The following is a 20,209-nucleotide window of genomic DNA, read 5'->3' on the forward strand; positions in this document are numbered from 1 at the left end:
ACACTCATAAATGAGCCAATTGCAGACTATACTTTAGAAAGGACAAACTCATTTCTAACTTACTGGGGGTATACAATGCAAAATTGGATAACAGATATGATGGAGCAGTTCGGTTATGTAGGGATCTTTTTGATGATGACACTAGAAAACTTATTTCCTCCTATTCCCTCTGAAATTGTTCTTCCGTTTGCAGGATTCCTTACAACATATACCAACTTAACAATTTTTGGGGTTACAGTTGTGGCGACTACCGGTTCAGTAATTGGAGCAATTATGCTTTATGGAATTGGTATGCTAGTTGATGTTCATCGTTTGGAAAAAGTTGTGGATAGATGGGGCCACTTGCTTCGCTTGAAAAAGCATGACATTTATAAAGCCGATGCTTGGTTTGACCGCTATGGGTATTGGACCGTTCTGTTTTGCCGAATGATCCCAATTGTACGCAGCTTGATCTCTATTCCAGCGGGGATGTCGAAGATGCGTTTTTGGCTTTTCCTGCTTTTTACAATCATCGGCACAGTCATATGGAATATCTTTTTAATTATGTCTGGTGTTATTTTAGGGGCATCATGGGGAGATATTCTTCGTTTTATGGATGTTTATTCAACCGCAGTTTATATGATGCTTAGCGCAGGTATCATTCTATTCATCATTCTATTTATTAGAAAAAAGGCCCACGACTAAAAGGGATGTATTCAAACATCCCTTTCCTTAAGTCAATATAATCTTCTACGTATTCCTCATCTTCCACACCTCGATCACGTCTGGCCAATGTAAAACAGCCCCAACAAAATCTTTTATATTCAGTCCCTTCATCTCATTAGGGTCAGTCCCCCATCGCGCTAACGCTTTAACTTGGTAGCGTAGTGGGGGACTGACCCCATACGCCCTTAGACCTAGTTAAAAATATGGCTTAGGCTCATTACTAGAATTCCTTATTCGCAGTAAAATGAACTTAAGATCAAGAAAGGAGGCGGGATAATGAAGAAATTTATGTTATTTGTTGGTGGATTGATTGCTTTGATTGTATTATTGGCTAACCTCGGACCAATGGTTTTACTGGGTTTAGGGGTCTGGCTTTTGTATATTGTCTTTAAACGGTTTGTAAAGAGTGAATCTACAGCAGGAAAGATTGGCTGGGTAATCGTTGGCTTACTTCTTATTGGAATCGTCCTATCCAACATTTATGCAGTGCTCGGACTTGCTGCAGCATACGCGCTTTATGTAATCTTTAAAAGCTGGAAGAATGATGACAATGATCCAGTTGTACATGTTATCAAAGGCGATGATCCATTTACTAATTTCGAACGGGAATGGGCAGAATTAAATCATTAATATAAAAAGGAGCTAAAAATGATGTCAAATATATTTACACGAATCAAAGATTCCGTTTCAGCAGATCTCCATACTATGATGGATAAAAAGGAACAGAAAAATCCAATGACTGCTTTAAATCAGTACTTACGCCAAAGCGAGCAGGAAAAGGAAAAAGTAAGAAAACTGGTTGATCGTCAATATAAATTAAAAGATGAATTTACGAGAGAATATCATAAAGCGCAGGACTTGGCGGAAAAACGATTAAGACAAGCTAAAATTGCTGAAAAAGCGGGCGAAGAACAAATGCATGAATTTGCTTTGAAGGAACATGAAGAGTATCAAATGAGAGCAGATCGCATGAAAGCATCACGTGAAGAAGCGGTACAGCAACTGGAAAATTTAGAACGAAAATATGAAGAAATGAAACATAAACTCAAGGACATGCACTTGCGCCGGATGGAATTGATGGGGAGAGAAAATGTCGCCAATGCAAACCAGCAAATCAACCGGGTCGTTACAGAATCTGCGGACAAGCCTTTTTCCCGCTTTGCAGAAATGGAGCAATATATTGAGGGACTTGAGTATAAAGTGAATAGCTCTTATTACAGAAGTACATTTGATAGTAAAATTGCCAATCTCGAAAAGGAAATGCAGGAAAGCGAAAGTTGAGCAAGTTAAGTGTAACAGGTAAGTTTAAATAAAAAATGATATAATAAGCAGGCGCAGATTACTGCGCCTTTCTACATACAAGCAAAAAGGGGGTCACAACCATGTTTCAACGACTAACAACAGACAGATTAAATTGGATATTGATCATTGGTGTGATCCTCTTTATTATTGAAATAGCCTTTTTTCATGGTGGAATGATCATTTCCGCTTTATTTTGTGGATGCCTGATTTACGTTGGTAAGAAAATGTTTGATCAATTATGGGGGAAAATCGTTTTTTGGATTGGTGTTATTGGATTAATTTTTGCTGTTTTAAATATGTTCGCTGTTCGTTTTTTACTGGTGGCGATTATCGTCTTATTTATTATCGATTATTCCAAATCGAAAAAGGAAGCCGTGTATATTAAACCAAATCTTTCCGTAAACGAGGAAAGGATGCCGGATTCTGTCATTGCTGTTGAGTCATTATTTAAACATCAAATTTTCGGGGATCAGTCCACAGCGGATGCAGCTTATCAATGGCGGGATGTTAATATACATGGTGGATTTGGTGATCGTGTGATTGATTTAAGTAATACAGTCCTTCCTCGTGATACTGCTGTAATTTCTATTCGGCATATTGTGGGAAATATTGAAATTTATGTCCCATATGAAGTAGAAGTCAGTATTCATCATAGCTCCATTTTTGGCCGGGCCCATTTGCTTGGTAAGCATGATACGAAACTAATGAATCAATCGATTTCCTATCAGACGAAACATTACGATGATACAACATTACCCCGCATCAAGATTGTTACCGCTTTGTTTTCCGGAGATATCGAGGTGAAGCGGATATGAATACGATCTTACGCCATGTATTCACAGCGATATTGTTCAGTTTCATTCTGTCTATTATTATTACGGGGATTACTTTAGTGGCATTTCTAGAAGATTGGTCCCTTATTTTAGATCATAAGGTTGGAGAAATTTCTTATCTGGCAATGGTTCTTATTATTCCAATCGTATCTGGAATTATTATTGGTACTGTTTCCGCCTGGTATTGGCAACAACGCGTGCGCCGGATTGAGCGGCAGCTCGATGAATTAGCTAAAGGACAGAAAATGACATTTGATCAAGAGCCATACGCTGAATTAGATAAAATTCAACATTATCTTGAGCAGGTGCAGGAAAAAATTAATAGTCAAACGGAAATGGCACAGCGAATTGCCACAGAAAGAGCTGTGGAACGTGAAAAGAGCCTGCAGGAAGTCGTTGTTCAGGAAAGAAATCGGCTGGCACGGGAACTACACGATTCCGTCAGTCAGCAATTGTTTGCGGCCTCGATGATGATGTCAGCAATCAATGAGACAAATCCGCCAAAAGATGACGGGATCAGGAAACAACTGCATATGATTGAAAAAGCGATCCATCAATCACAGTCGGAGATGCGTGCATTATTACTTCATTTGCGCCCAGTCGCATTGAAGGGGAAAAATCTACAGGCAGGTGTAGAGGAATTATTGCTTGAGCTTATTCAAAAGGTACCGATGCAAATTGATTGGAAGGTAGAAGCATTTACAGTTGATAAGGGGATAGAGGATCAATTGTTTCGTATCTTGCAGGAATCTGTTTCCAATATACTTCGGCATGCAAAAGCAACAAGTTTGTATGTCATGTTGATTGAACGGGATGACACAGTTATTTTACGAGTAGCAGATGATGGTATCGGTTTTGATATCAATAAAATAAAGACAAGTTCGTATGGCGTTGAAAATATGCGTGAACGTGCTTATGAAATAGGTGGGACGTTAAAGGTAATCAGTTTACCTAATGAGGGGACAAGGTTAGAAGTGAAGGTACCTATTTTACGGAAAGAGGGTGAAAACCATGATTAGTGTGCTATTTGCGGATGATCACGAAATGGTTCGCATTGGTGTTTCTGCCTATTTATCAGCTCAACCAGATATTAATGTCATTGCAGAAGCGGATGATGGAGGTCCTGCTGTGAAGCTGGCGTTGGAATTAAAGCCCGATATTATATTAATGGATTTGGTGATGAAAGAAATGGACGGAATTGAGGCAACAGGGAAAATAATAGAACAATGGCCAGATGCAAAAATTATTATTGTAACCAGTTTCCTTGATGACGAAAAAGTATATCCAGCACTTGAAGCTGGCGCAACGAGTTATATGTTGAAGACGTCAAAGGCAAATGAAATTGCGAAGGCAATCCGTTCCACCCATGAAGGAAGATCGATTTTAGAACCTGAAGTAACCGGGAAGATTATGGATCGAATGCGAGAAAAACCAATAGAAAACCTACATGATCAATTAACGGAACGGGAAAAGGAAATACTGTTGCTCATTGCCCAAGGGAAAACAAATCAGGAAATTGCGGATGAATTATTTATCGCACTGAAAACAGTGAAAGTACATGTAAGCAATATACTTGGCAAGCTGGAAGTACAAGACCGAACACAAGCAGTTATTTACGCATTTAAACACGACTTAGTGAAATGAATATTTAGGGACAGTCCCCCATCACATTAGAGCTTTAACACTTTAGTGTGGTGGGGGACTGTCCCTATTTTTTTGTACACTTTGATATGACTGAATTATTTGCAGATACACCAAAAAAGTTTTAAATAATTTTAAAAAAGGGGTTGCATTTTTTAAAAAAGTATATAGACTGTATTATAACAACAAGATAATTAAACGTACTGTTATATAAGAGGAGGTGTAACACATGACAAAAACCAATGAAGCGATCACGTGCCCGGAATGTGGAAAACGTATCGAAGCGAAAGGTTATATTCAAGAATGTGATTACTGTCTATCCAAAAAATCGGAGTAAATTTTTTTATCATTATTGTTATATAACAAATTAGTTTAAATTACATTGTAACATAACAGTAGGAGGCGTATTTCTATGTTAATGAAAAGTAAGGAATTGCGGGTGAATCCCGAGCAATCGTTTGAAGACGTATTAACGCCTGAAGCTTTGGCATTTTTGCAGAAACTTCACCAGCGTTTTGATGAGCGTCGGCAATATTTATTAACAATTAGAGAACTTGTACAAACAAATTTGAATAATGGTAAGAAACCTGACTTTCCATCAGAAACAAAGGATATCCGTGACCAAGAATGGACAATTGCTTCTTTACCGGATGATTTACAGGATCGCAGAGTAGAGATCACTGGTCCGATTGATAGGAAGATGGTTATCAATGCACTTAATTCAGGTGCAAAGGGTTTTATGGCAGATTTTGAAGATGCAACCTCGCCAACATGGGAAAATGTAATGAATGGGCAAATTAACCTGAAGGATGCGATACGCAGACAAATTGACTTCCAAGCAGAGAATGGAAAACAATATAAACTTCATGATGAAACAGCTGTATTAATAGTAAGACCAAGAGGATGGCACTTGGAGGAAAGTAATCTTACAATCAACAGCAATGCACTTTCTGCCAGCTTAGTAGATTTTGGCCTTTATTTTTTTCACAACGCAAAAGAACTTTTAAAAAATGGAACAGGTCCATACTTTTATTTACCAAAACTGGAGAATCATCTGGAAGCAAGACTTTGGAATGATGTATTTGTTTTTGCACAGGAAGAGTTGGATATTCCAAAAGGTTCAATTAAGGCGACAGTATTAATTGAAACGATTACAGCAGCATTTGAGATGGATGAAATCTTATATGAATTGCGTGATCATTCGGCGGGATTAAATTGTGGGCGATGGGATTATATTTTTAGCTATATCAAAAAGTTTCAACAAGATCCAGGTGTCATTTTACCAGATCGTTCCGCAGTGACAATGGAAGTACCGTTTATGCAAGCCTATACACAATTGGCTATCCAGACCTGTCATAAACGGAATGCTCCTGCAATCGGTGGAATGGCAGCACAGATTCCTGTGAAAAATGATAATGAAGCAAATGAGGCTGCTTTTCGTAAAGTTCGTGCTGATAAGGAGCGAGAAGTGAACAACGGACACGATGGCACATGGGTAGCACATCCAGGTATGGTACAACTCGTGAAGGATATATTTGATGAACAGATGCCAACACCAAATCAAATATTTAATAAACGTGAAGATGTTCATGTAACGCAGGCAGATTTGTTGGAAATACCTGAAGGAAAGATAACAGAGCAAGGGCTACGCACCAATATTAATGTAGGGATTCAATATGTTGCTGCGTGGCTGAAAGGGAGAGGTGCTGTTCCAATAAACAACTTAATGGAAGATGCTGCGACTGCCGAAATCTCGCGGGCACAAGTTTGGCAATGGATACGTCATCCAAAAGGTTTGCTGGATGACGGCAGGAAAGTAACTTTTGAAATGGTAGATACCATGACCGTAGAAGAGTTAGAGAAAATTAAGACTAAGTTAGGAAATGTTTTATTTGAAAATGGGGGTTTTCGAGAAGCGACGGAATTATTTACTTCATTAATTAAACAGGATCATTTCGCAGCATTTTTAACGATACCTGCTTATCAAAAAATAATAGAAGGGGGAATTGCGTAATGAAACAAAAACGCATTGAACAATTACAAAAGGAATGGGATAAGGAATTACGCTGGATAGGTACTGAACGCCCTTATACTGCAGAAGATGTTATTAGATTGAGAGGATCATTAGATATTGAACATACATTAGCTAAAAAGGGTGCTAAAAAACTGTGGGATTTAATACACAGTGAAGATTATGTGAATGCGTTAGGGGCACTAACTGGTAATCAGGCAGTTCAGCAAGTTAAAGCAGGTTTACAGGCAATTTATCTGAGTGGGTGGCAAGTGGCAGCGGATGCAAACTCGGCAGGACAAATGTATCCAGATCAAAGCTTATACCCGGTAGACAGTGTTCCTACTGTTGTAAAACGGATCAATCAGGCTTTACAACGTGCAGATCAAATTCATTACCTGGAAGATAATGAAGAGACAGACTGGTTTGCACCAATCGTTGCCGATGCTGAAGCTGGATTCGGTGGTCAACTCAACGTATTCGAATTAATGAAATCAATGATCGAGGCTGGCGCATCTGGTGTACATTTTGAGGATCAGTTAGCATCTGAGAAAAAATGTGGTCACCTAGGTGGAAAAGTGTTAATCCCTACACAGAACGCGATTCGGAATTTAATATCAGCACGATTTGCTGCTGATGTAATGGGAACATCAACAATCATTGTTGCGCGGACAGATGCCAACGCAGCTGACCTTATCACAAATGACGTCGATGAGTATGATGCACCGTTTATTACTGGGGAACGGACTGTGGAGGGATTTTTTAGAACGAAAGCAGGAATTGATCAGGCAATTTCCCGTGGATTGGCATATGCCCCTTACGCGGATCTTATCTGGTGTGAAACATCAGAACCAAATATATCAGAGGCGAAACAATTTGCAGCTGCTATCCATGAAAAATACCCAAATAAATTATTGGCGTATAATTGTTCACCATCATTTAATTGGAAAAGTAAATTATCTGATGCAGAAATTGCTCGTTTTCAAAAAGAACTGGGGGAAATGGGCTATAAGTTTCAATTTGTTACATTGGCAGGTTTCCACGCATTAAACCATAGTATGTTTGATCTAGCAAGGAAATACAAAAACGAAGGGATGGCAGCTTATTCTGAATTACAACAAGCAGAATTCGCAAGTGAAAAACATGGTTACAGTGCAACCCGTCACCAGCGTGAAGTTGGCACCGGTTACTTTGATGAAGTAGCACAGGTGATATCTGGTGGAACGTCATCAACTGGCGCCTTGAAGGGTTCGACGGAAGAACAACAGTTTACAAGATAACTGAAATAAAGACAAAACGTGCCCATTTGTTTAAGAATGGGCACGTTTTTTAATGAAAAAACAGGTATAAAGTCACTTTTGAAACATAATTGTAACATAACTATAACATGCATGAAATTATTTGGTGCTATACTACGAATTGTTGAATCAAATATATTAATATTTAATTACATAGCCATCACACTATTGGCAATTAGAAATACATAATAATCGATGGAAAACCTACATACAAAGAATTCTTTTGCAAGTGTGAAATTTGGGGGAAACGGGGAATTGAAATTGAAAAAAACGTTTATTACAATGACTGCCGCCGCAGTGGTTGGATTAGGAAGTGTAACTTTTGGAGGCGCAGTACATGCTGAATCTGTCCCAGATTTGCAAAATAAGCAATCACAAATAAAAGACGATCGGTCTTCAATCAAAGCAAATCTATCAGAGGCAGAGGGGAAAATTGCCGATGTTTTAATAGACTTAGATGAACTGAATACTGAAATTGATCGTGTGAAGTCTGCATTAAAACAAAATGAAGACAAAATGTCGGCTACTAAAAAAGACATTTCAAAGACAAAAGATAAAGTAGATGCATTAGAAGATGAAGTAGAAAAATTAGAAGATGCAATCGAAAAACGTTATGGAATTTTAAAAGAACGAATTGTTTCTTATCAGAAAAGCGGCGGAAACATTAGCTATTTGGAAGTGGTGTTTGGTTCGAAAAGCTTTGGTGACTTTATTAGTCGTGTTTCAGCTGTAAATAAAATAGCTGACTCGGATACCGCTTTAATGGAAAAACAAGAGAAAGATAAAGCAGCGGTTGAAGAAAAACAGGACGAAGTAATAGCAAAGCTGGATGAATTGAATGAAATGAAATTGGATTTAGAAGGTATGATCGCTACGATTGAAGATCAAAAGAAAGAAAGCGAAACAAAGAAGGATAAATTAAAAGCGAAAGAAAATGACTTAACGGCTTTAAAAGAAGATTTAGAGATTAAAGATAGCAGTCTAGCATCACTCGAAAGAGAAGTTAGACAAAACCTTGAAATAGCAAAACGACCTGCACCTGAAACAGTTGTTGCTGCTGAAACAACTGCTGAATCAGCAGAAGCTGAAACAACTACTGAATCAGAGGCAGTTGAATCGCCTGAACCGGATTCGTCATCAAACTCAGAGAAAACAAGTTCAAATCGTAACGATAATGTTACTCAAGTGAAACATGAAAAGAGCAAGAAAGTAACCAAAGAGAAAAACACAGCTTCGGCTGCAACTGTAACATCCAACAATAACAAAGAGAAAAATAAGAGCAATAACAATAGTAATAACAACAAAAGCGAAAAGACTAGTAACAGTGGCGGCAGTGGTGTAAGTTCAGCAATCAGTGCCGGTCAAACGCAATCGGGAACGCCATATGTTTGGGGCGGCAAGGGTCCTTCAGGCTTTGATTGTTCCGGATTTGTATCATGGGCATTTGGACAGGCTGGCTATTCCATTCCATCTTCAACAGCTGCATTAGTTGGTGTAGGATCTAAAGTATCATCCAGCAATATGCAAGTAGGTGACCTTGTATTCTTCGACACGGAAGGTAGAAAAAATGGTCATGTAGGTATCTATCTTGGTGGTGGCAGCTTCCTTGGGGCACAAAGTTCGACAGGTGTTGCAGTCGCAAATATGTCAAGCGGATATTGGAAAGATGCTTTTAAAGGTAATGTGCGTCGTGTAAATTAATAACATATACGATAAAAAGCCGTCCTATGGATGGCTTTTTTTGCGCGGATAGCAAGCATAAATTTTCTCATATTTAAAGACAGATTTTAGTAAGGAATTCGAAGTGGAGTTTAGGGAAAAATATAGTTTAATTAACATTGAAATAGTCTATAGAATATTAGTTCACTTTATCACAACGATGAATGGATCCGTTATGAATGCCTTAGCAGACACGGATGGGATGCATTATAGACTGCTCCATTGTCTGCTGGGTACCGTTTAAGGATCAACTTAATTCTTATAGTTGCAACTTTAAGAAAGTGACCCCCCTCAGTGGAGTTTCACTTCTCGCCAAATCGCGATAAAATTAGTGAAAAGGGCAAAAAAATATACCCGTTGGATTCTTTTTAGTTTATAATAGAATTAACTGTTAAATATTGGTGTAAACTAATCACACAGAATTGTTTTGAAAAAATCAGGAGGTGAAATCCTTGTGTCAAATGGCACAAGGATCTCAATTGGAGATTGTTATTCAATTATTTTTGGTCGCAATATTGATTTTGCTTACAGCATTCTTTGTAGCAACGGAATTTGCGATCGTAAAGGTACGTATGACCCGTATTAATCAATTAGTTGCGGATGGAAATAAAAAAGCGATAAATGCAAAAAAGCTTGTCGATAATCTAGATGCTTATTTATCGGCCTGTCAGTTGGGGATCACAGTTACCTCGCTAGGTTTAGGTTGGCTTGGTGAACCAGCAATTGAAGCATTGCTAACCCCGGTTTTTGAATACCTATCATTAAATGCAGCTGTGACTAAAATCTTGTCCTTCGCAATAGCCTTTTTCATTATTACATTTCTACATGTCGTAATTGGAGAACTGGCACCGAAGACCATTGCGATACAAAAGGCAGAAGCTATACTTCTAATGTTGGCAAAGCCCTTGATTGGCTTTTATAAGGTCATGTATCCATTTATATGGTTGCTCAACGGATCTGCACGGCTGTTTATTCGTTTATTTGGATATAAGCCAGTTCAGGAGCATGAAGTTGCCCATTCTGAAGAAGAATTGCGACTTATTCTTTCACAAAGTTACAAGAGTGGAGAGATTAATAAAGCAGAAATGACCTATGTAAATAATATATTTGAGTTTGATGAAAGATTGGCAAAGGAAATTATGGTTCCACGTACAGAAATGGTTTGTTTTTTTAAAGAAGATAGCTTTGAAGCAAATATTAAAGTGATATATGATGGGCAGTTCACCAGATATCCTGTTGCGGATAAAGATAAGGATAACATTGTTGGTTTAGTCAATTTAAAAGAAGTGTTTACTGGTCATTTCGATGAAGAGAAACCAGTATCCATTGATAAATATATTCGCCCAATTATCCATGTTTCTGAAGCAACTCCGATTAAACAACTGTTACTTAAAATGCAAAAGGAACGCATCCATATGGCGATTGTGAATGATGAATATGGTGGCACTGCAGGACTTGTAACAGTCGAAGATATTTTGGAGGAAATTGTTGGGGAAATACGGGACGAGTTTGATGTGAATGAAATGCCACTGGTTGAAAAACTGAATAATAGTACAACCATTGTAGCAGGGAAATTACATTTCGAGGAAATTAATGAACTACTGGGCACGCATCTCGAAGATGAAGAAGTGGATACTATTGGTGGTTGGATATTTATGAAAAATATAGATGCAACAAAAGGAACAATGATTGAATATGGGGGCTATCAATTCATCGTTGAGGAAATCGATGGCTATCAGATCAAAAAAGTGAAAATTGTAAAGCAGTAATTTGAATGAAGACAGACGCTAAGGTGTTTGTCTTTTTTTGCAACTAGAGAATATACTTAAAAACCCGGTTATGTCAGAGAAATTTGGATTCTTTTGGATTCGATAGCAGTGTGTATTTTAAAGTTACAGAAAGGACATGTTTTATCTCCTAGTAATGTTCGGTTAAACCGCTTCTTTAGGCAGTAACAGCCAACCATAGGCGCAAGCAACATATATGTTGCTTGCGCCTATGGTCTTGTGGAAAGCAATTCCCTTCTAAAAACAACTTTCAAACTAGAGGTTTATCAGGATTGAATAAAGGATAAACAAATACTATAAACGAGAAGGATATTTCATTTAAAGGAGTGCTGACGAAATATGGACTTAAATAACCAATTAAAGCATTTAGAGCATGTTCGAAGGGAAGGCGCTAATAAAATATTTACGATGTACTTAAACACGGATCCATCCGATCCTGATCAGCAAGGGGGAAAGTGGAAGATAAACTTTAAAAATGGTATGCGAAATTTTGAAAGCTATTTACAGGAAGATGATAATAAAGAAGAATTGAAGAATTTTCAATTGGTCAAACGAAAGGTAGAAAAGTTTGTGTATGGACATGAGCCAGATTTACTGAGATCAATAATTGTGTTTGCGACTGCAGATGAAGAAATCTGGTTTGCTGATCGTATTCAAATGCGAGTAGAAACTAGCTTTACATGGCAGGAAACACCTGAGTTGGATCAACTGAGGAACTTAAAGGAACATTATCCGAAAGCTGGTATTATTCTTGTCCAACAAAATGAAATTAAAGTAATAGAGTCGGATCTTAATCGGGTTGAAGATACAACCTCCTTTGAATTAGATTTAAATACAGATAACTGGCGACAAAAAAAGGGACCTCGGAAGGGAAGCGCAACAACAGGAGCACCAGGTGCCTCCAATTATCAACAGGATAAATTTGAAGCCCGCTATCAGGAAAATAAACATCGCTGGTATAAAAAGATTGCACCAAAAATAGATAAGCGTGCGAAAGACCATAACTGGGAGAAAATAATTGTTGTAGGTGAAGCGGATCCAGCCATTCAATTAAAAGAGGAAATGAATAAACCTGTCAATGATGTCATTCAGAAGAACATGCTCGATCATGACGAATCCAAAGTACTTCAGGAAGTATTTGGGTAAATAAGATAAAAGGGCTTGAGTCCATCATCTCAAGCCCTTTTATCTTATTCAAACCTGCAAAATAATAAAAACGAATAGGAGGGATACAACAAGAGAACTGCTAACATAACTTACAGCGGCTCGATATTGGCCATCTATAATCAGATTTAATGTTTCATTTCCAAATGTAGAAAAGGTTGTATAAGAACCACAGAATCCAATCCCGGCAAAGAGCCAAATCCAATCTGAAATAGATCCTGTTATATGAAATCGAAGCAGCCATGCGAGGAGAATAGATCCTGTAATGTTAGCAATCCATGTGCCGATAAGCCGTTTGTTTGCCAATGAAGCAATGTGAAAACGGGTAATACTTCCAAGAAATCCACCAATTGCTACGAGCAAAATACTCATGATGTCACCTGATTTCTATTCTTTGATGCCAGTTTATAGCCACCAAAACAGCAAAATAATCCACCACAAATACTGATGAGTATGTAGCTGACTGCGGTGAAGCCATTGGCATGCCACAAGTTCTCGATCTCAATTGCAAAAGTAGAGAAAGTAGTAAATGCACCGATCATACCAGTTCCGATTGCTGCAAACAGCTGTGGTGATAATTTTCGTTTGATGGCGGGTTGGTTAAAAAGAAAGCTTAACAAAAAGCATCCAATCAGGTTTACAATTAGTGTAGCATAAGGGAATGTAATGTCCGGTACGAATAGCAAGGATATACCGTACCGGGCCGTTGCTCCAATCATACCGCCAACACCAATAGCAAGATATAATTTCATAGTTATGCGCTTTGACATAGCGGGCATAAACCGTAAATCTCAAATTTATGTCCCTCGATCGCATAATTAGAAAGTGTATTTGCTACCTCGTCCATCGGGCAAACATCGATTTCTTTCGTTCTTCCGCAATGGTTGCAAATAAAATGATGGTGGTGGTGTTGAGCGCAACTAATGCGAAATTGCTTTTCGCCGTTTAATACAGTTTTTTCCAGGATACCCATTTCGTAATATAAATGCAGGTTGCGGTAGATGGTATCAAAGCTAATGTTTTTATAACTTATTTCCATATGCTCAATTAAATCCTTTGCTGTCCGATATCCATCCGATGCTTCAAAAAAGTTGAGTATGTCTTTTCGTTTGCCGGTCATTTTATAACCTTTTTCTTTCAAAATTTGTATTGCTTCATGCGTGTTCATGAGCAGTCCTCCTTTTTTTCGAAGTAACACTTAGTCGTTTATAACCAATTGATAGCAGCAAAATAAGAATAGAGATCATCACGATAGTACCTCCTGGTGGGATGCTCAAGTAATAGCCTGATATTAATCCGCCAATAACCGCGAGTTCACCAAATGCTACCGATAAAAACATCATTTGTTTAAATCCTTTTGCCAACTGCATGCTTGCTGCAACAGGTAATGTCATTAGTGCAGAAACAAGTAATACCCCGACAATTCGAATCGATGCAGCAATTACGAGTGCTGTTAAAATGATAAAGAGCAGATGAATTCGTTTCGCATGAATGCCTGAAATGGTTGCATGTTCTTCGTCAAAGGAAAGCGTAAAAAGTTCTTTATAAAACAATCCGATGACAATCAGGATAAAGATGGAAATACCTAAAATAGTAAAAAAATCATTTCGACTAACAGCTGAAACAGAACCAAACAGGTAATTAAATAAATCCGTATTGAAGCCATCTGCTAATGAAATAAATATAACACTGAGTCCTACTCCACCAGATAGGATGATTGGTATTGCCAACTCTTGAAAGGCTTTATAAACCCCGCGCAATTTTTCTATTAAGATAGACCCAATGACAGAGAAGATCATCCCACCGTAAAATGGTGTAATCCATGCGATTGCGAATTTCTTATCCAGGAACAATCCAAACGCAATACCTGCTAGCGTGACATGTGATAGTGCATCAGCAATCAAGGAAAGCCGTCTTACAACAATAAATGTTCCAAGTAATGGTGCGATTAAACCGATCAATATACCGGTTAAAAATGTATGACGTAAAAAGTCGTATTCAAAAAAGTCTGCTAGCATAATTGTTCCTCCAACATTAATGATCGTGTATAACTAGGTTTACGGGATGGCCGTAAAACTTTGAGAAGTCTTTCTCCGAAAGTGCCGCATATGCTTTCGGATCTCCATGGAAGTGGAGTTGTTTATTTAAACAAACAATATCTGTTGCGTGTTCAGTCATTGTTCCCGTATCATGCGTAACGAGCAATAATGTAATATTACGTTGCTCATTTAATTGATGTAGAAGCTCATAAAATCGTTTTACATTTTCAAAGTCAACCCCCACTGTAGGCTCGTCTAATATAAGTAATTCCGGATCATTTACAAGTGCGCGTGCGATGAAAATCCGTTGTTGCTGCCCACCAGAAAGATTACCAATATTTTCATTCACATAATCAAGCATTCCTACTTGATCAATTGCTTGTCTTATTTTAGCTTTATGAGTTTTGTTAAAAAATCTTAAATAACCTACTTTAGCGGTTAGTCCCATGGAAACAACTTCATAAACGGTTGCGGGGAATCCCCTGTTAAAGCTATTTGCCTTTTGCGAAACAAATCCGATTTTATTCCATTGATTAAATTTATTAATCGGTTCATGAAGCAATTGAATGTCTCCCTCATCCGGTTTTATCAACCCAAGTATGAGCTTGATTAAGGTTGTTTTGCCACCACCGTTTGGCCCAACTAGTCCCATAAAAGCACCACGAGGAATTTCAAAATTGACATGGTCTAATACTTTTTTATGTTCATAGGCATAACTTATATTATTCATCGTAACAACAGCTTCGCTCATGTTTGTACTCCTTTCATTAATTTGTTGCTTTATCAAGTATATCCAAATTGTAATGCATTAAAGAGATATAATCCGCATCATTTTCGATATCTTCTTCTGTTAAGACCGAAAGATTATGGATCGTCAGAGGTTTTGCGCCAATATGATCTTGAATAATTTCAGAAACATGGTTGGACACATTCTGTTCGAAAATAATATACTTCAATTTATGTTCCTTCGCTTGATCAACAATCTTTGTTAATTCCTTTTGCGAAGGCTCACTGCTGGATGACAATCCATTAATAGCTATTTGCGTAACGCCGTATCGCTCTTCCCAGTAGCCGAAAGCAGCATGAGAAACAAGTATTTCTTTATCTTTCTTGTTTTGTAAAACGGTCTCGTATTGCGTATTTAAATCTATTAAGTCTGCTTTTAATGCTTCGAAATTTTGATTGAAATCCTCTTTTTGTTCCGGATAAAGTTCGACTAAATCGTCTTTAATCATTTCAGCCATGTCTATCATCCGAATAGGGTCTAACCAAATATGTGGATCGTGATCTCCGTGCTGATGACCGTCGTCTTCGTGATCCGCCTCAATATGGTCTGTTTCAGTATGGAAAAGTGATTCGTTTTCTCCTAACGCAACTAATTTCGTATCCTGCGTGGCAAGAGCGTCTGCGGCACTTTCCGCGAAGCTTTCCATACCTGCCCCTAGATAGAAGAACGCATCCCCTTTAGCAATATTCGTCATTTCTTTGGAAGTTGGCTCATAGGTATGCGCATCTACACCTGGCGGATAAACCGTCTTTGCGGTAACAAAATCATCAGCAATACGTTCCACCGCGTATTGGATCGGATAGATAGAGGTATAAATAATTGGTTTGTTATCTGTTGCAGCATCCTGAGATGGGGCACAGCCAGACGCAATAAGTAATACTGTAAAAATGGTGATGATAGCCTTTAAAATTTTCATAACGCTTTTTTTATTCCCCAGTCTTTAATTTTTTTCTTTCCTCATTATATGGTAAGAATGCTTGTTTGTAAATAGTAACGATTACGATTCATTATAGTGAAAATAAAATTTGTTGTAAACAGATAGAGTATGGATTCGATAATTCTTAGATATTGAAAGGAAGATCCAGTTTATTGGAAGATAGGGTAGGAAGGGGTAAAATCTTCCTACAGCTATGTTAGGCCTAAGGCATTCACCATTAAAGGTTTGAGAATGCCAGGCTTTTAACTAGATAGGTAGAAGGGGTTCCGATTTTATTCGGTTATTTTATCTAATACTTCCAGGTTATGTTCCATGAGAGAAAGGTAATTTCATTTTGTTCAATATCCTCTTCTGTTAAGACTTCCAAATTATGAATGACAGCCGCTTCTGCACCAACTTCATCTTGGATAATTTCAGATACACGGTTGGAAATGTTTTGTTCAAAAAGAATGTACTTCAAATTATATTCCTTGGTTTGATTGATAATATTCGTTAATTCTTTTTGCGATGGTTCATTAGATGATGATAAACCATTGATAGACATTTGTTCTATACCGTAGCGATCTTCCCAATAGCCATATGCCGCATGGGAAACAAGAATATGTTTATTTTCTTTCTTGTCTAGAACATTTTTATATGCTTCATCTAATGCTGTTAAATCTTCTTTTAAGCCTGCAAAGTTTTCTTCGTACATTGATTCTGCATCTGGATTTAATGCAATAAGTTCTTCTTTAACAATTTCGGATACGTCGATTAAACGGAGTGGATCCAACCAGATGTGCGGATCATAGTCTCCGTGGTGATGCTCATGCTCTTCGTGTTCAGTTGCTTGATCTGTATCATGGTTATGTTCTTCTTCATGTTCCTTCTCTCCATGTTCATCCTTTAAAAATATTGATTTATCTTCGCCAATCTCTAAAAGCTTAACATCTTGATTTGCCAGTGTTTCCGCGGCGGTTTCCGCAAAGGCCTCCATTCCAGCTCCTAAATAAAAGAATGCGTCACTTTTAGCAATGGTGATCATTTCTTTTGAAGTAGGCTCATATGTATGAGCATCCGCCCCCCGGTGGGTAAACAGTTTTTACGGATACGGTATCGCCACCGATACGTTCCGTTATATATTGGATTGGGTAAAGTGATGTGTATATATCCGAAACATTCTCATTTGGTTCCTTTGATTTTCCAGATTTACCGGAAGTTTGATTTGATTGCGAACAACTAACGGTAATCATCCCTAATAAAAATATGATACATATAGCACTTGGAAAAATTTCATGCGGTGTTATCCTCCTTGTTTCTCTGTTTAAAGTACAAAATGAATTATATCGTAATGATTACGATCTGTAAATAGTAACCATACGTTTCGTCTTATTTCCGTACAATAAAAATAAATTTCCTCCAGAAACGTGAACACGATTGCGATCGCTTACATTATTTTCAGGAATTGCATTATATTTATTGCGAAGTATCTGATATTGCTTTATACTAGAAAATAGATGGATAGGTAACTATCTTTTATTTTTTCAGTTAAAATGAATGATCATTCATTCAAATGGAGATTGGGGGATAAAAAATGAAGCAATCAATCAAGCGTGCTGCAGTACTCGGTTCTGGTGTGATGGGTTCCGGCATTGCCGCTCACTTAGCTAATGTGGGGATACCAACGATTATGCTTGACGTTGTACCAAGGGGATTGACTAAGGCAGAAGCACAAAAAGGTTTTACATTAGAAGATTCTCAGGTGAGAAATCGAGTGGCAGCACAAAGCAAAAAAGCGCTTATAAAACAAAAGCCGTCACCATTAACAACGAAAGAGAATCTGGATTTAATTGAAGTAGGGAATATGGATGATGACATGGAAAAATTAGCTGATGTTGACTGGATCATTGAAGTTGTTGTTGAAAACTTGGATGTGAAGAAGCAAGTATTTGCCAATGTGGATAAATACCGGAAACCTGGGTCCATTGTTAGTTCCAATACTTCAGGTATATCCGTGGAAGCAATGGCTGCAGATTGTTCCGAAGACTTTCGTAAGCATTTTCTGGGGACACACTTTTTCAATCCACCACGCTATTTAAAATTGCTGGAGGTTACACCGCGGGAAGAAACGGATCCGGACGTATTGGCATTTATGAAAGCATTTGGGGAAGATGTGCTTGGCAAAGGGGTTGTCGAAGCAAAGGACACACCTAACTTTATTGCTAATCGCATTGGGACTTATGGATTACTGGTAACGGTAAGAGAAATGCTCAAGGGTGGTTATAGCATCGGTGAGGTCGACTCTGTTACAGGACCAATGATTGGCCGTCCAAAAAGTGCTACCTTCCGCACACTCGATGTGGTTGGCTTAGACACCTTCATTCACGTAGCTAAAAATGTGTATGATCAAGTAGAGGGCGATGAGAAAGATGTATTTGATGTACCAAAGTTCATGCTTAAAATGCAGGAAAATGGCTGGTTAGGTGCGAAAAGCGGTCAAGGGTTTTTCCTTAAGAAAAAAGGAAAAGACGGCAGTACGATCTATGAATTGAATCCGGAAACATTAGAATATGAGGACCGTAAGCAGTTAAAAACAGAAGCAACAGAATTAGCAAAACAAGCGAAAGGTTCACGCAATAAATTGAAAGCGCTTGTAAATGCAAAAGGAGATAAAGCCGGTGATCTTGTCTGGTCTGTACTTAAGCCAGTACTGCGGTATTCCGCTGAGCTTCTAGGGGAAATTGCTGATGATGTTGTCGCAATTGACCAAGCTATGAAATGGGGCTTTGGCTGGGAAATTGGTCCATTCGAGACATGGGATGCTATTGGTGTTCGTAAGTCGGTAGAACGGATGCAAAAAGAAGGAGAAACGGTCCCGGAATGGGTACTACAGCTGTTAGAGGAAGGAAATGAATGTTTTTATAAAACGAAAAATGGCAACGTTTCCTATTATGATCAAGGTGGATATAAACAGCAGCAGTTCAATGAAAAGGAAATTAATTTGCAGCGTTTAAAAGACGTAAATGGCGTGATAAAAAAGAATACAGGAGCGAGTTTAATAGATTTAGGTGATGGTGTTTTAGCACTTGAGTTCCATTCTAGGAGCAATGCGATTGGTCTGGATATTATTCAAATGGTCAAGTTTGCGATTGAAGAGGTAAATAATAAGGATTATGCAGGGCTCGTGATTGGTAACCAAGGGAAAAACTTCTGTGTAGGTGCCAATCTTGGCATGATGCTGATGGAAGCACAAGATGATAACTTCTTCGAGCTGGATATGGTTGTGCGCCAATTTCAGAATATGGCCATGCAAATAAAATATTCAGAGAAGCCGGTTGTAACGGCACCATTCGGAATGACACTTGGTGGTGGTGCGGAAGTATCCTTACCAGCCGCTTCCATTCAAGCATCAGCAGAAACCTATATGGGACTTGTTGAGTTTGGCGTTGGACTCATTCCTGGTGGTGGCGGAACGAAAGAGCTTTATTTAAAAGAACTGCGTAACCTGCCTAAAGGGGTAGACTTCGATCTGACAAAGGTAGCCAATGATGTTTTTGAAAAAGTTGCCACAGCAAAAGTATCTACTTCGGCTGCAGAAGCACGGGAAAATGGCTTTTTAAATGAAAGTGATGAGATTAGTGTAAATCCGGATCATGTTTTACATGATGCTAAACAAAAGGTATTGGCACTAGCAAAATCGGGCTATCAGGCACCCAAACGCGAACAAGTCCCTGTTGTGGGAGACGCAGGGTATGCGGCGATGCTGCTCGGGGCCAAGTCCATGAAGCTGAGCGGCTATGCATCAGATCATGATCTGAAAGTTGCTGAAAAATTAGCATATGTATTATCAGGTGGACGTATAAAAGAAGGAACATTGATTGATGAGCAGGTCATGCTTGATTTGGAACGTGAAGCATTCTTGAGCTTAATCGCTGAACCGAAAACACAAGCAAGGATGCAGCACATGTTATTAAAAGGAAAACCACTTCGAAACTAATAGATAGGGG

General features: G+C 38.4%; 20 protein-coding genes. 13 read left to right on the forward strand and 7 right to left on the reverse strand.

The window, feature by feature from the left end; genetic code table 11:
- Nucleotides 1–75 precede the first annotated feature (75 nt).
- The 12 genes from JOC34_RS14715 (at nt 76) to JOC34_RS14770 (ending at nt 12,442) form a co-directional block, all read left to right on the forward strand.
- On the forward strand, nt 76–684 hold the full coding sequence (locus JOC34_RS14715; RefSeq protein ID WP_205137528.1) for a DedA family protein: 609 nt from the start codon (nt 76–78) through the stop codon (nt 682–684).
- A 297-nt stretch (nt 685–981) separates the two neighbouring features.
- Nucleotides 982–1,335 carry a lmo0954 family membrane protein gene (locus JOC34_RS14720; protein WP_205137529.1) on the forward strand — a complete coding sequence of 118 codons (354 nt, stop codon included), beginning with the start codon at nt 982–984 and terminating at the stop codon, nt 1,333–1,335.
- Nucleotides 1,336–1,356: 21 nt separating this feature from the next.
- Nucleotides 1,357–1,986: a PspA/IM30 family protein gene (locus JOC34_RS14725; RefSeq protein WP_205137530.1), complete on the forward strand. Its 630-nt coding sequence runs from the start codon at nt 1,357–1,359 to the stop codon at nt 1,984–1,986.
- A 101-nt stretch (nt 1,987–2,087) separates the two neighbouring features.
- Nucleotides 2,088–2,822: a cell wall-active antibiotics response protein LiaF gene (gene liaF, locus JOC34_RS14730; protein ID WP_205137531.1), complete on the forward strand. Its 735-nt coding sequence runs from the start codon at nt 2,088–2,090 to the stop codon at nt 2,820–2,822.
- Nucleotides 2,819–3,859: a sensor histidine kinase gene (locus tag JOC34_RS14735; protein ID WP_205137532.1), complete on the forward strand. Its 1,041-nt coding sequence runs from the start codon at nt 2,819–2,821 to the stop codon at nt 3,857–3,859. The genes liaF and JOC34_RS14735 overlap by 4 nt, the downstream gene beginning before the upstream one ends.
- A complete protein-coding gene (locus JOC34_RS14740) occupies nt 3,852–4,484 on the forward strand; it encodes a response regulator (protein WP_205137533.1) in 633 nt (210 codons plus the stop codon). Before JOC34_RS14735 ends, JOC34_RS14740 begins: the two co-directional genes overlap by 8 nt.
- Before the next feature lie 226 nt (nt 4,485–4,710).
- A complete protein-coding gene (locus tag JOC34_RS14745; RefSeq protein WP_205137534.1) occupies nt 4,711–4,818 on the forward strand; it encodes a YhfH family protein in 108 nt (35 codons plus the stop codon).
- A 75-nt stretch (nt 4,819–4,893) separates the two neighbouring features.
- Nucleotides 4,894–6,495: a malate synthase A gene (gene aceB, locus JOC34_RS14750; RefSeq protein ID WP_205137535.1), complete on the forward strand. Its 1,602-nt coding sequence runs from the start codon at nt 4,894–4,896 to the stop codon at nt 6,493–6,495.
- Entirely contained in the window at nt 6,495–7,772 is a 1,278-nt protein-coding gene (gene aceA, locus JOC34_RS14755; RefSeq protein ID WP_205137536.1) for an isocitrate lyase, read from the forward strand. Before aceB ends, aceA begins: the two co-directional genes overlap by 1 nt.
- Before the next feature lie 273 nt (nt 7,773–8,045).
- Nucleotides 8,046–9,491 carry a C40 family peptidase gene (locus tag JOC34_RS14760; protein ID WP_239544452.1) on the forward strand — a complete coding sequence of 482 codons (1,446 nt, stop codon included), beginning with the start codon at nt 8,046–8,048 and terminating at the stop codon, nt 9,489–9,491.
- A 479-nt stretch (nt 9,492–9,970) separates the two neighbouring features.
- A complete protein-coding gene (locus JOC34_RS14765; RefSeq protein WP_205137650.1) occupies nt 9,971–11,278 on the forward strand; it encodes a hemolysin family protein in 1,308 nt (435 codons plus the stop codon).
- A gap of 357 nt (nt 11,279–11,635) precedes the next feature.
- Complete coding sequence (locus JOC34_RS14770) at nt 11,636–12,442, forward strand: VLRF1 family aeRF1-type release factor (protein WP_205137537.1); 807 nt, start codon at nt 11,636–11,638, stop codon at nt 12,440–12,442.
- Nucleotides 12,443–12,490: 48 nt separating this feature from the next.
- On the opposite strand, the gene JOC34_RS14775 is transcribed toward JOC34_RS14770, so the two are convergent.
- From JOC34_RS14775 to JOC34_RS14805, 7 genes are all read right to left on the reverse strand, one after another.
- On the reverse strand, nt 12,491–12,832 hold the full coding sequence (locus JOC34_RS14775) for a fluoride efflux transporter FluC (protein ID WP_205137538.1): 342 nt from the start codon (nt 12,830–12,832) through the stop codon (nt 12,491–12,493).
- Nucleotides 12,829–13,212 carry a fluoride efflux transporter CrcB gene (crcB, locus tag JOC34_RS14780; RefSeq protein ID WP_205137539.1) on the reverse strand — a complete coding sequence of 128 codons (384 nt, stop codon included), beginning with the start codon at nt 13,210–13,212 and terminating at the stop codon, nt 12,829–12,831. Before crcB ends, JOC34_RS14775 begins: the two co-directional genes overlap by 4 nt.
- 2 nt (nt 13,213–13,214) lie before the next feature.
- On the reverse strand, nt 13,215–13,628 hold the full coding sequence (locus JOC34_RS14785) for a Fur family transcriptional regulator (protein WP_205137540.1): 414 nt from the start codon (nt 13,626–13,628) through the stop codon (nt 13,215–13,217).
- Nucleotides 13,615–14,478, reverse strand: a complete 864-nt coding sequence (locus tag JOC34_RS14790; RefSeq protein ID WP_205137541.1) for a metal ABC transporter permease — start codon at nt 14,476–14,478, stop codon at nt 13,615–13,617. Before JOC34_RS14790 ends, JOC34_RS14785 begins: the two co-directional genes overlap by 14 nt.
- Before the next feature lie 16 nt (nt 14,479–14,494).
- Nucleotides 14,495–15,250, reverse strand: coding sequence for a metal ABC transporter ATP-binding protein (locus JOC34_RS14795; protein WP_205137542.1), 756 nt, complete (start codon nt 15,248–15,250; stop codon nt 14,495–14,497).
- 16 nt (nt 15,251–15,266) lie between these two features.
- A complete protein-coding gene (locus tag JOC34_RS14800; protein WP_205137543.1) occupies nt 15,267–16,202 on the reverse strand; it encodes a metal ABC transporter solute-binding protein, Zn/Mn family in 936 nt (311 codons plus the stop codon).
- Between the two features lie 310 nt (nt 16,203–16,512).
- Nucleotides 16,513–17,247, reverse strand: a complete 735-nt coding sequence (locus JOC34_RS14805) for a metal ABC transporter solute-binding protein, Zn/Mn family (RefSeq protein ID WP_239544454.1) — start codon at nt 17,245–17,247, stop codon at nt 16,513–16,515.
- Nucleotides 17,248–17,796: 549 nt separating this feature from the next.
- On the opposite strand from JOC34_RS14805, the gene JOC34_RS14810 reads away from it, so the two are divergent.
- Nucleotides 17,797–20,199, forward strand: a complete 2,403-nt coding sequence (locus JOC34_RS14810; RefSeq protein ID WP_205137544.1) for a 3-hydroxyacyl-CoA dehydrogenase/enoyl-CoA hydratase family protein — start codon at nt 17,797–17,799, stop codon at nt 20,197–20,199.
- Nucleotides 20,200–20,209 lie beyond the last annotated feature (10 nt).

Origin of the sequence: Virgibacillus halotolerans, assembly GCF_016908515.1 — a bacterium.
GTDB classification, from domain to species: Bacteria; Bacillota; Bacilli; order Bacillales; family Amphibacillaceae; genus Virgibacillus_M; species Virgibacillus_M halotolerans.

Excerpts from the sequence above, each read along its gene's own strand:
- aceB (WP_205137535.1), top strand. The coding sequence starts at position 4,894 with ATGTTAATGAAAAGTAAGGAATTGCGGGTGAATCCCGAGCAATCGTTT.
- JOC34_RS14810 (WP_205137544.1), top strand. The coding sequence starts at position 17,797 with ATGAAGCAATCAATCAAGCGTGCTGCAGTACTCGGTTCTGGTGTGATG.
- JOC34_RS14775 (WP_205137538.1), bottom strand. The coding sequence starts at position 12,832 with ATGAGTATTTTGCTCGTAGCAATTGGTGGATTTCTTGGAAGTATTACC.
- JOC34_RS14745 (WP_205137534.1), top strand. The coding sequence starts at position 4,711 with ATGACAAAAACCAATGAAGCGATCACGTGCCCGGAATGTGGAAAACGT.
- JOC34_RS14790 (WP_205137541.1), bottom strand. The coding sequence starts at position 14,478 with ATGCTAGCAGACTTTTTTGAATACGACTTTTTACGTCATACATTTTTA.
- crcB (WP_205137539.1), bottom strand. The coding sequence starts at position 13,212 with ATGAAATTATATCTTGCTATTGGTGTTGGCGGTATGATTGGAGCAACG.
- JOC34_RS14740 (WP_205137533.1), top strand. The coding sequence starts at position 3,852 with ATGATTAGTGTGCTATTTGCGGATGATCACGAAATGGTTCGCATTGGT.
- liaF (WP_205137531.1), top strand. The coding sequence starts at position 2,088 with ATGTTTCAACGACTAACAACAGACAGATTAAATTGGATATTGATCATT.
- JOC34_RS14735 (WP_205137532.1), top strand. The coding sequence starts at position 2,819 with ATGAATACGATCTTACGCCATGTATTCACAGCGATATTGTTCAGTTTC.
- JOC34_RS14765 (WP_205137650.1), top strand. The coding sequence starts at position 9,971 with ATGGCACAAGGATCTCAATTGGAGATTGTTATTCAATTATTTTTGGTC.
- JOC34_RS14725 (WP_205137530.1), top strand. The coding sequence starts at position 1,357 with ATGTCAAATATATTTACACGAATCAAAGATTCCGTTTCAGCAGATCTC.
- aceA (WP_205137536.1), top strand. The coding sequence starts at position 6,495 with ATGAAACAAAAACGCATTGAACAATTACAAAAGGAATGGGATAAGGAA.
- JOC34_RS14800 (WP_205137543.1), bottom strand. The coding sequence starts at position 16,202 with ATGAAAATTTTAAAGGCTATCATCACCATTTTTACAGTATTACTTATT.
- JOC34_RS14720 (WP_205137529.1), top strand. The coding sequence starts at position 982 with ATGAAGAAATTTATGTTATTTGTTGGTGGATTGATTGCTTTGATTGTA.
- JOC34_RS14795 (WP_205137542.1), bottom strand. The coding sequence starts at position 15,250 with ATGAGCGAAGCTGTTGTTACGATGAATAATATAAGTTATGCCTATGAA.
- JOC34_RS14770 (WP_205137537.1), top strand. The coding sequence starts at position 11,636 with ATGGACTTAAATAACCAATTAAAGCATTTAGAGCATGTTCGAAGGGAA.
- JOC34_RS14785 (WP_205137540.1), bottom strand. The coding sequence starts at position 13,628 with ATGAACACGCATGAAGCAATACAAATTTTGAAAGAAAAAGGTTATAAA.
- JOC34_RS14715 (WP_205137528.1), top strand. The coding sequence starts at position 76 with ATGCAAAATTGGATAACAGATATGATGGAGCAGTTCGGTTATGTAGGG.
- JOC34_RS14805 (WP_239544454.1), bottom strand. The coding sequence starts at position 17,247 with ATGATCACCATTGCTAAAAGTGACGCATTCTTTTATTTAGGAGCTGGA.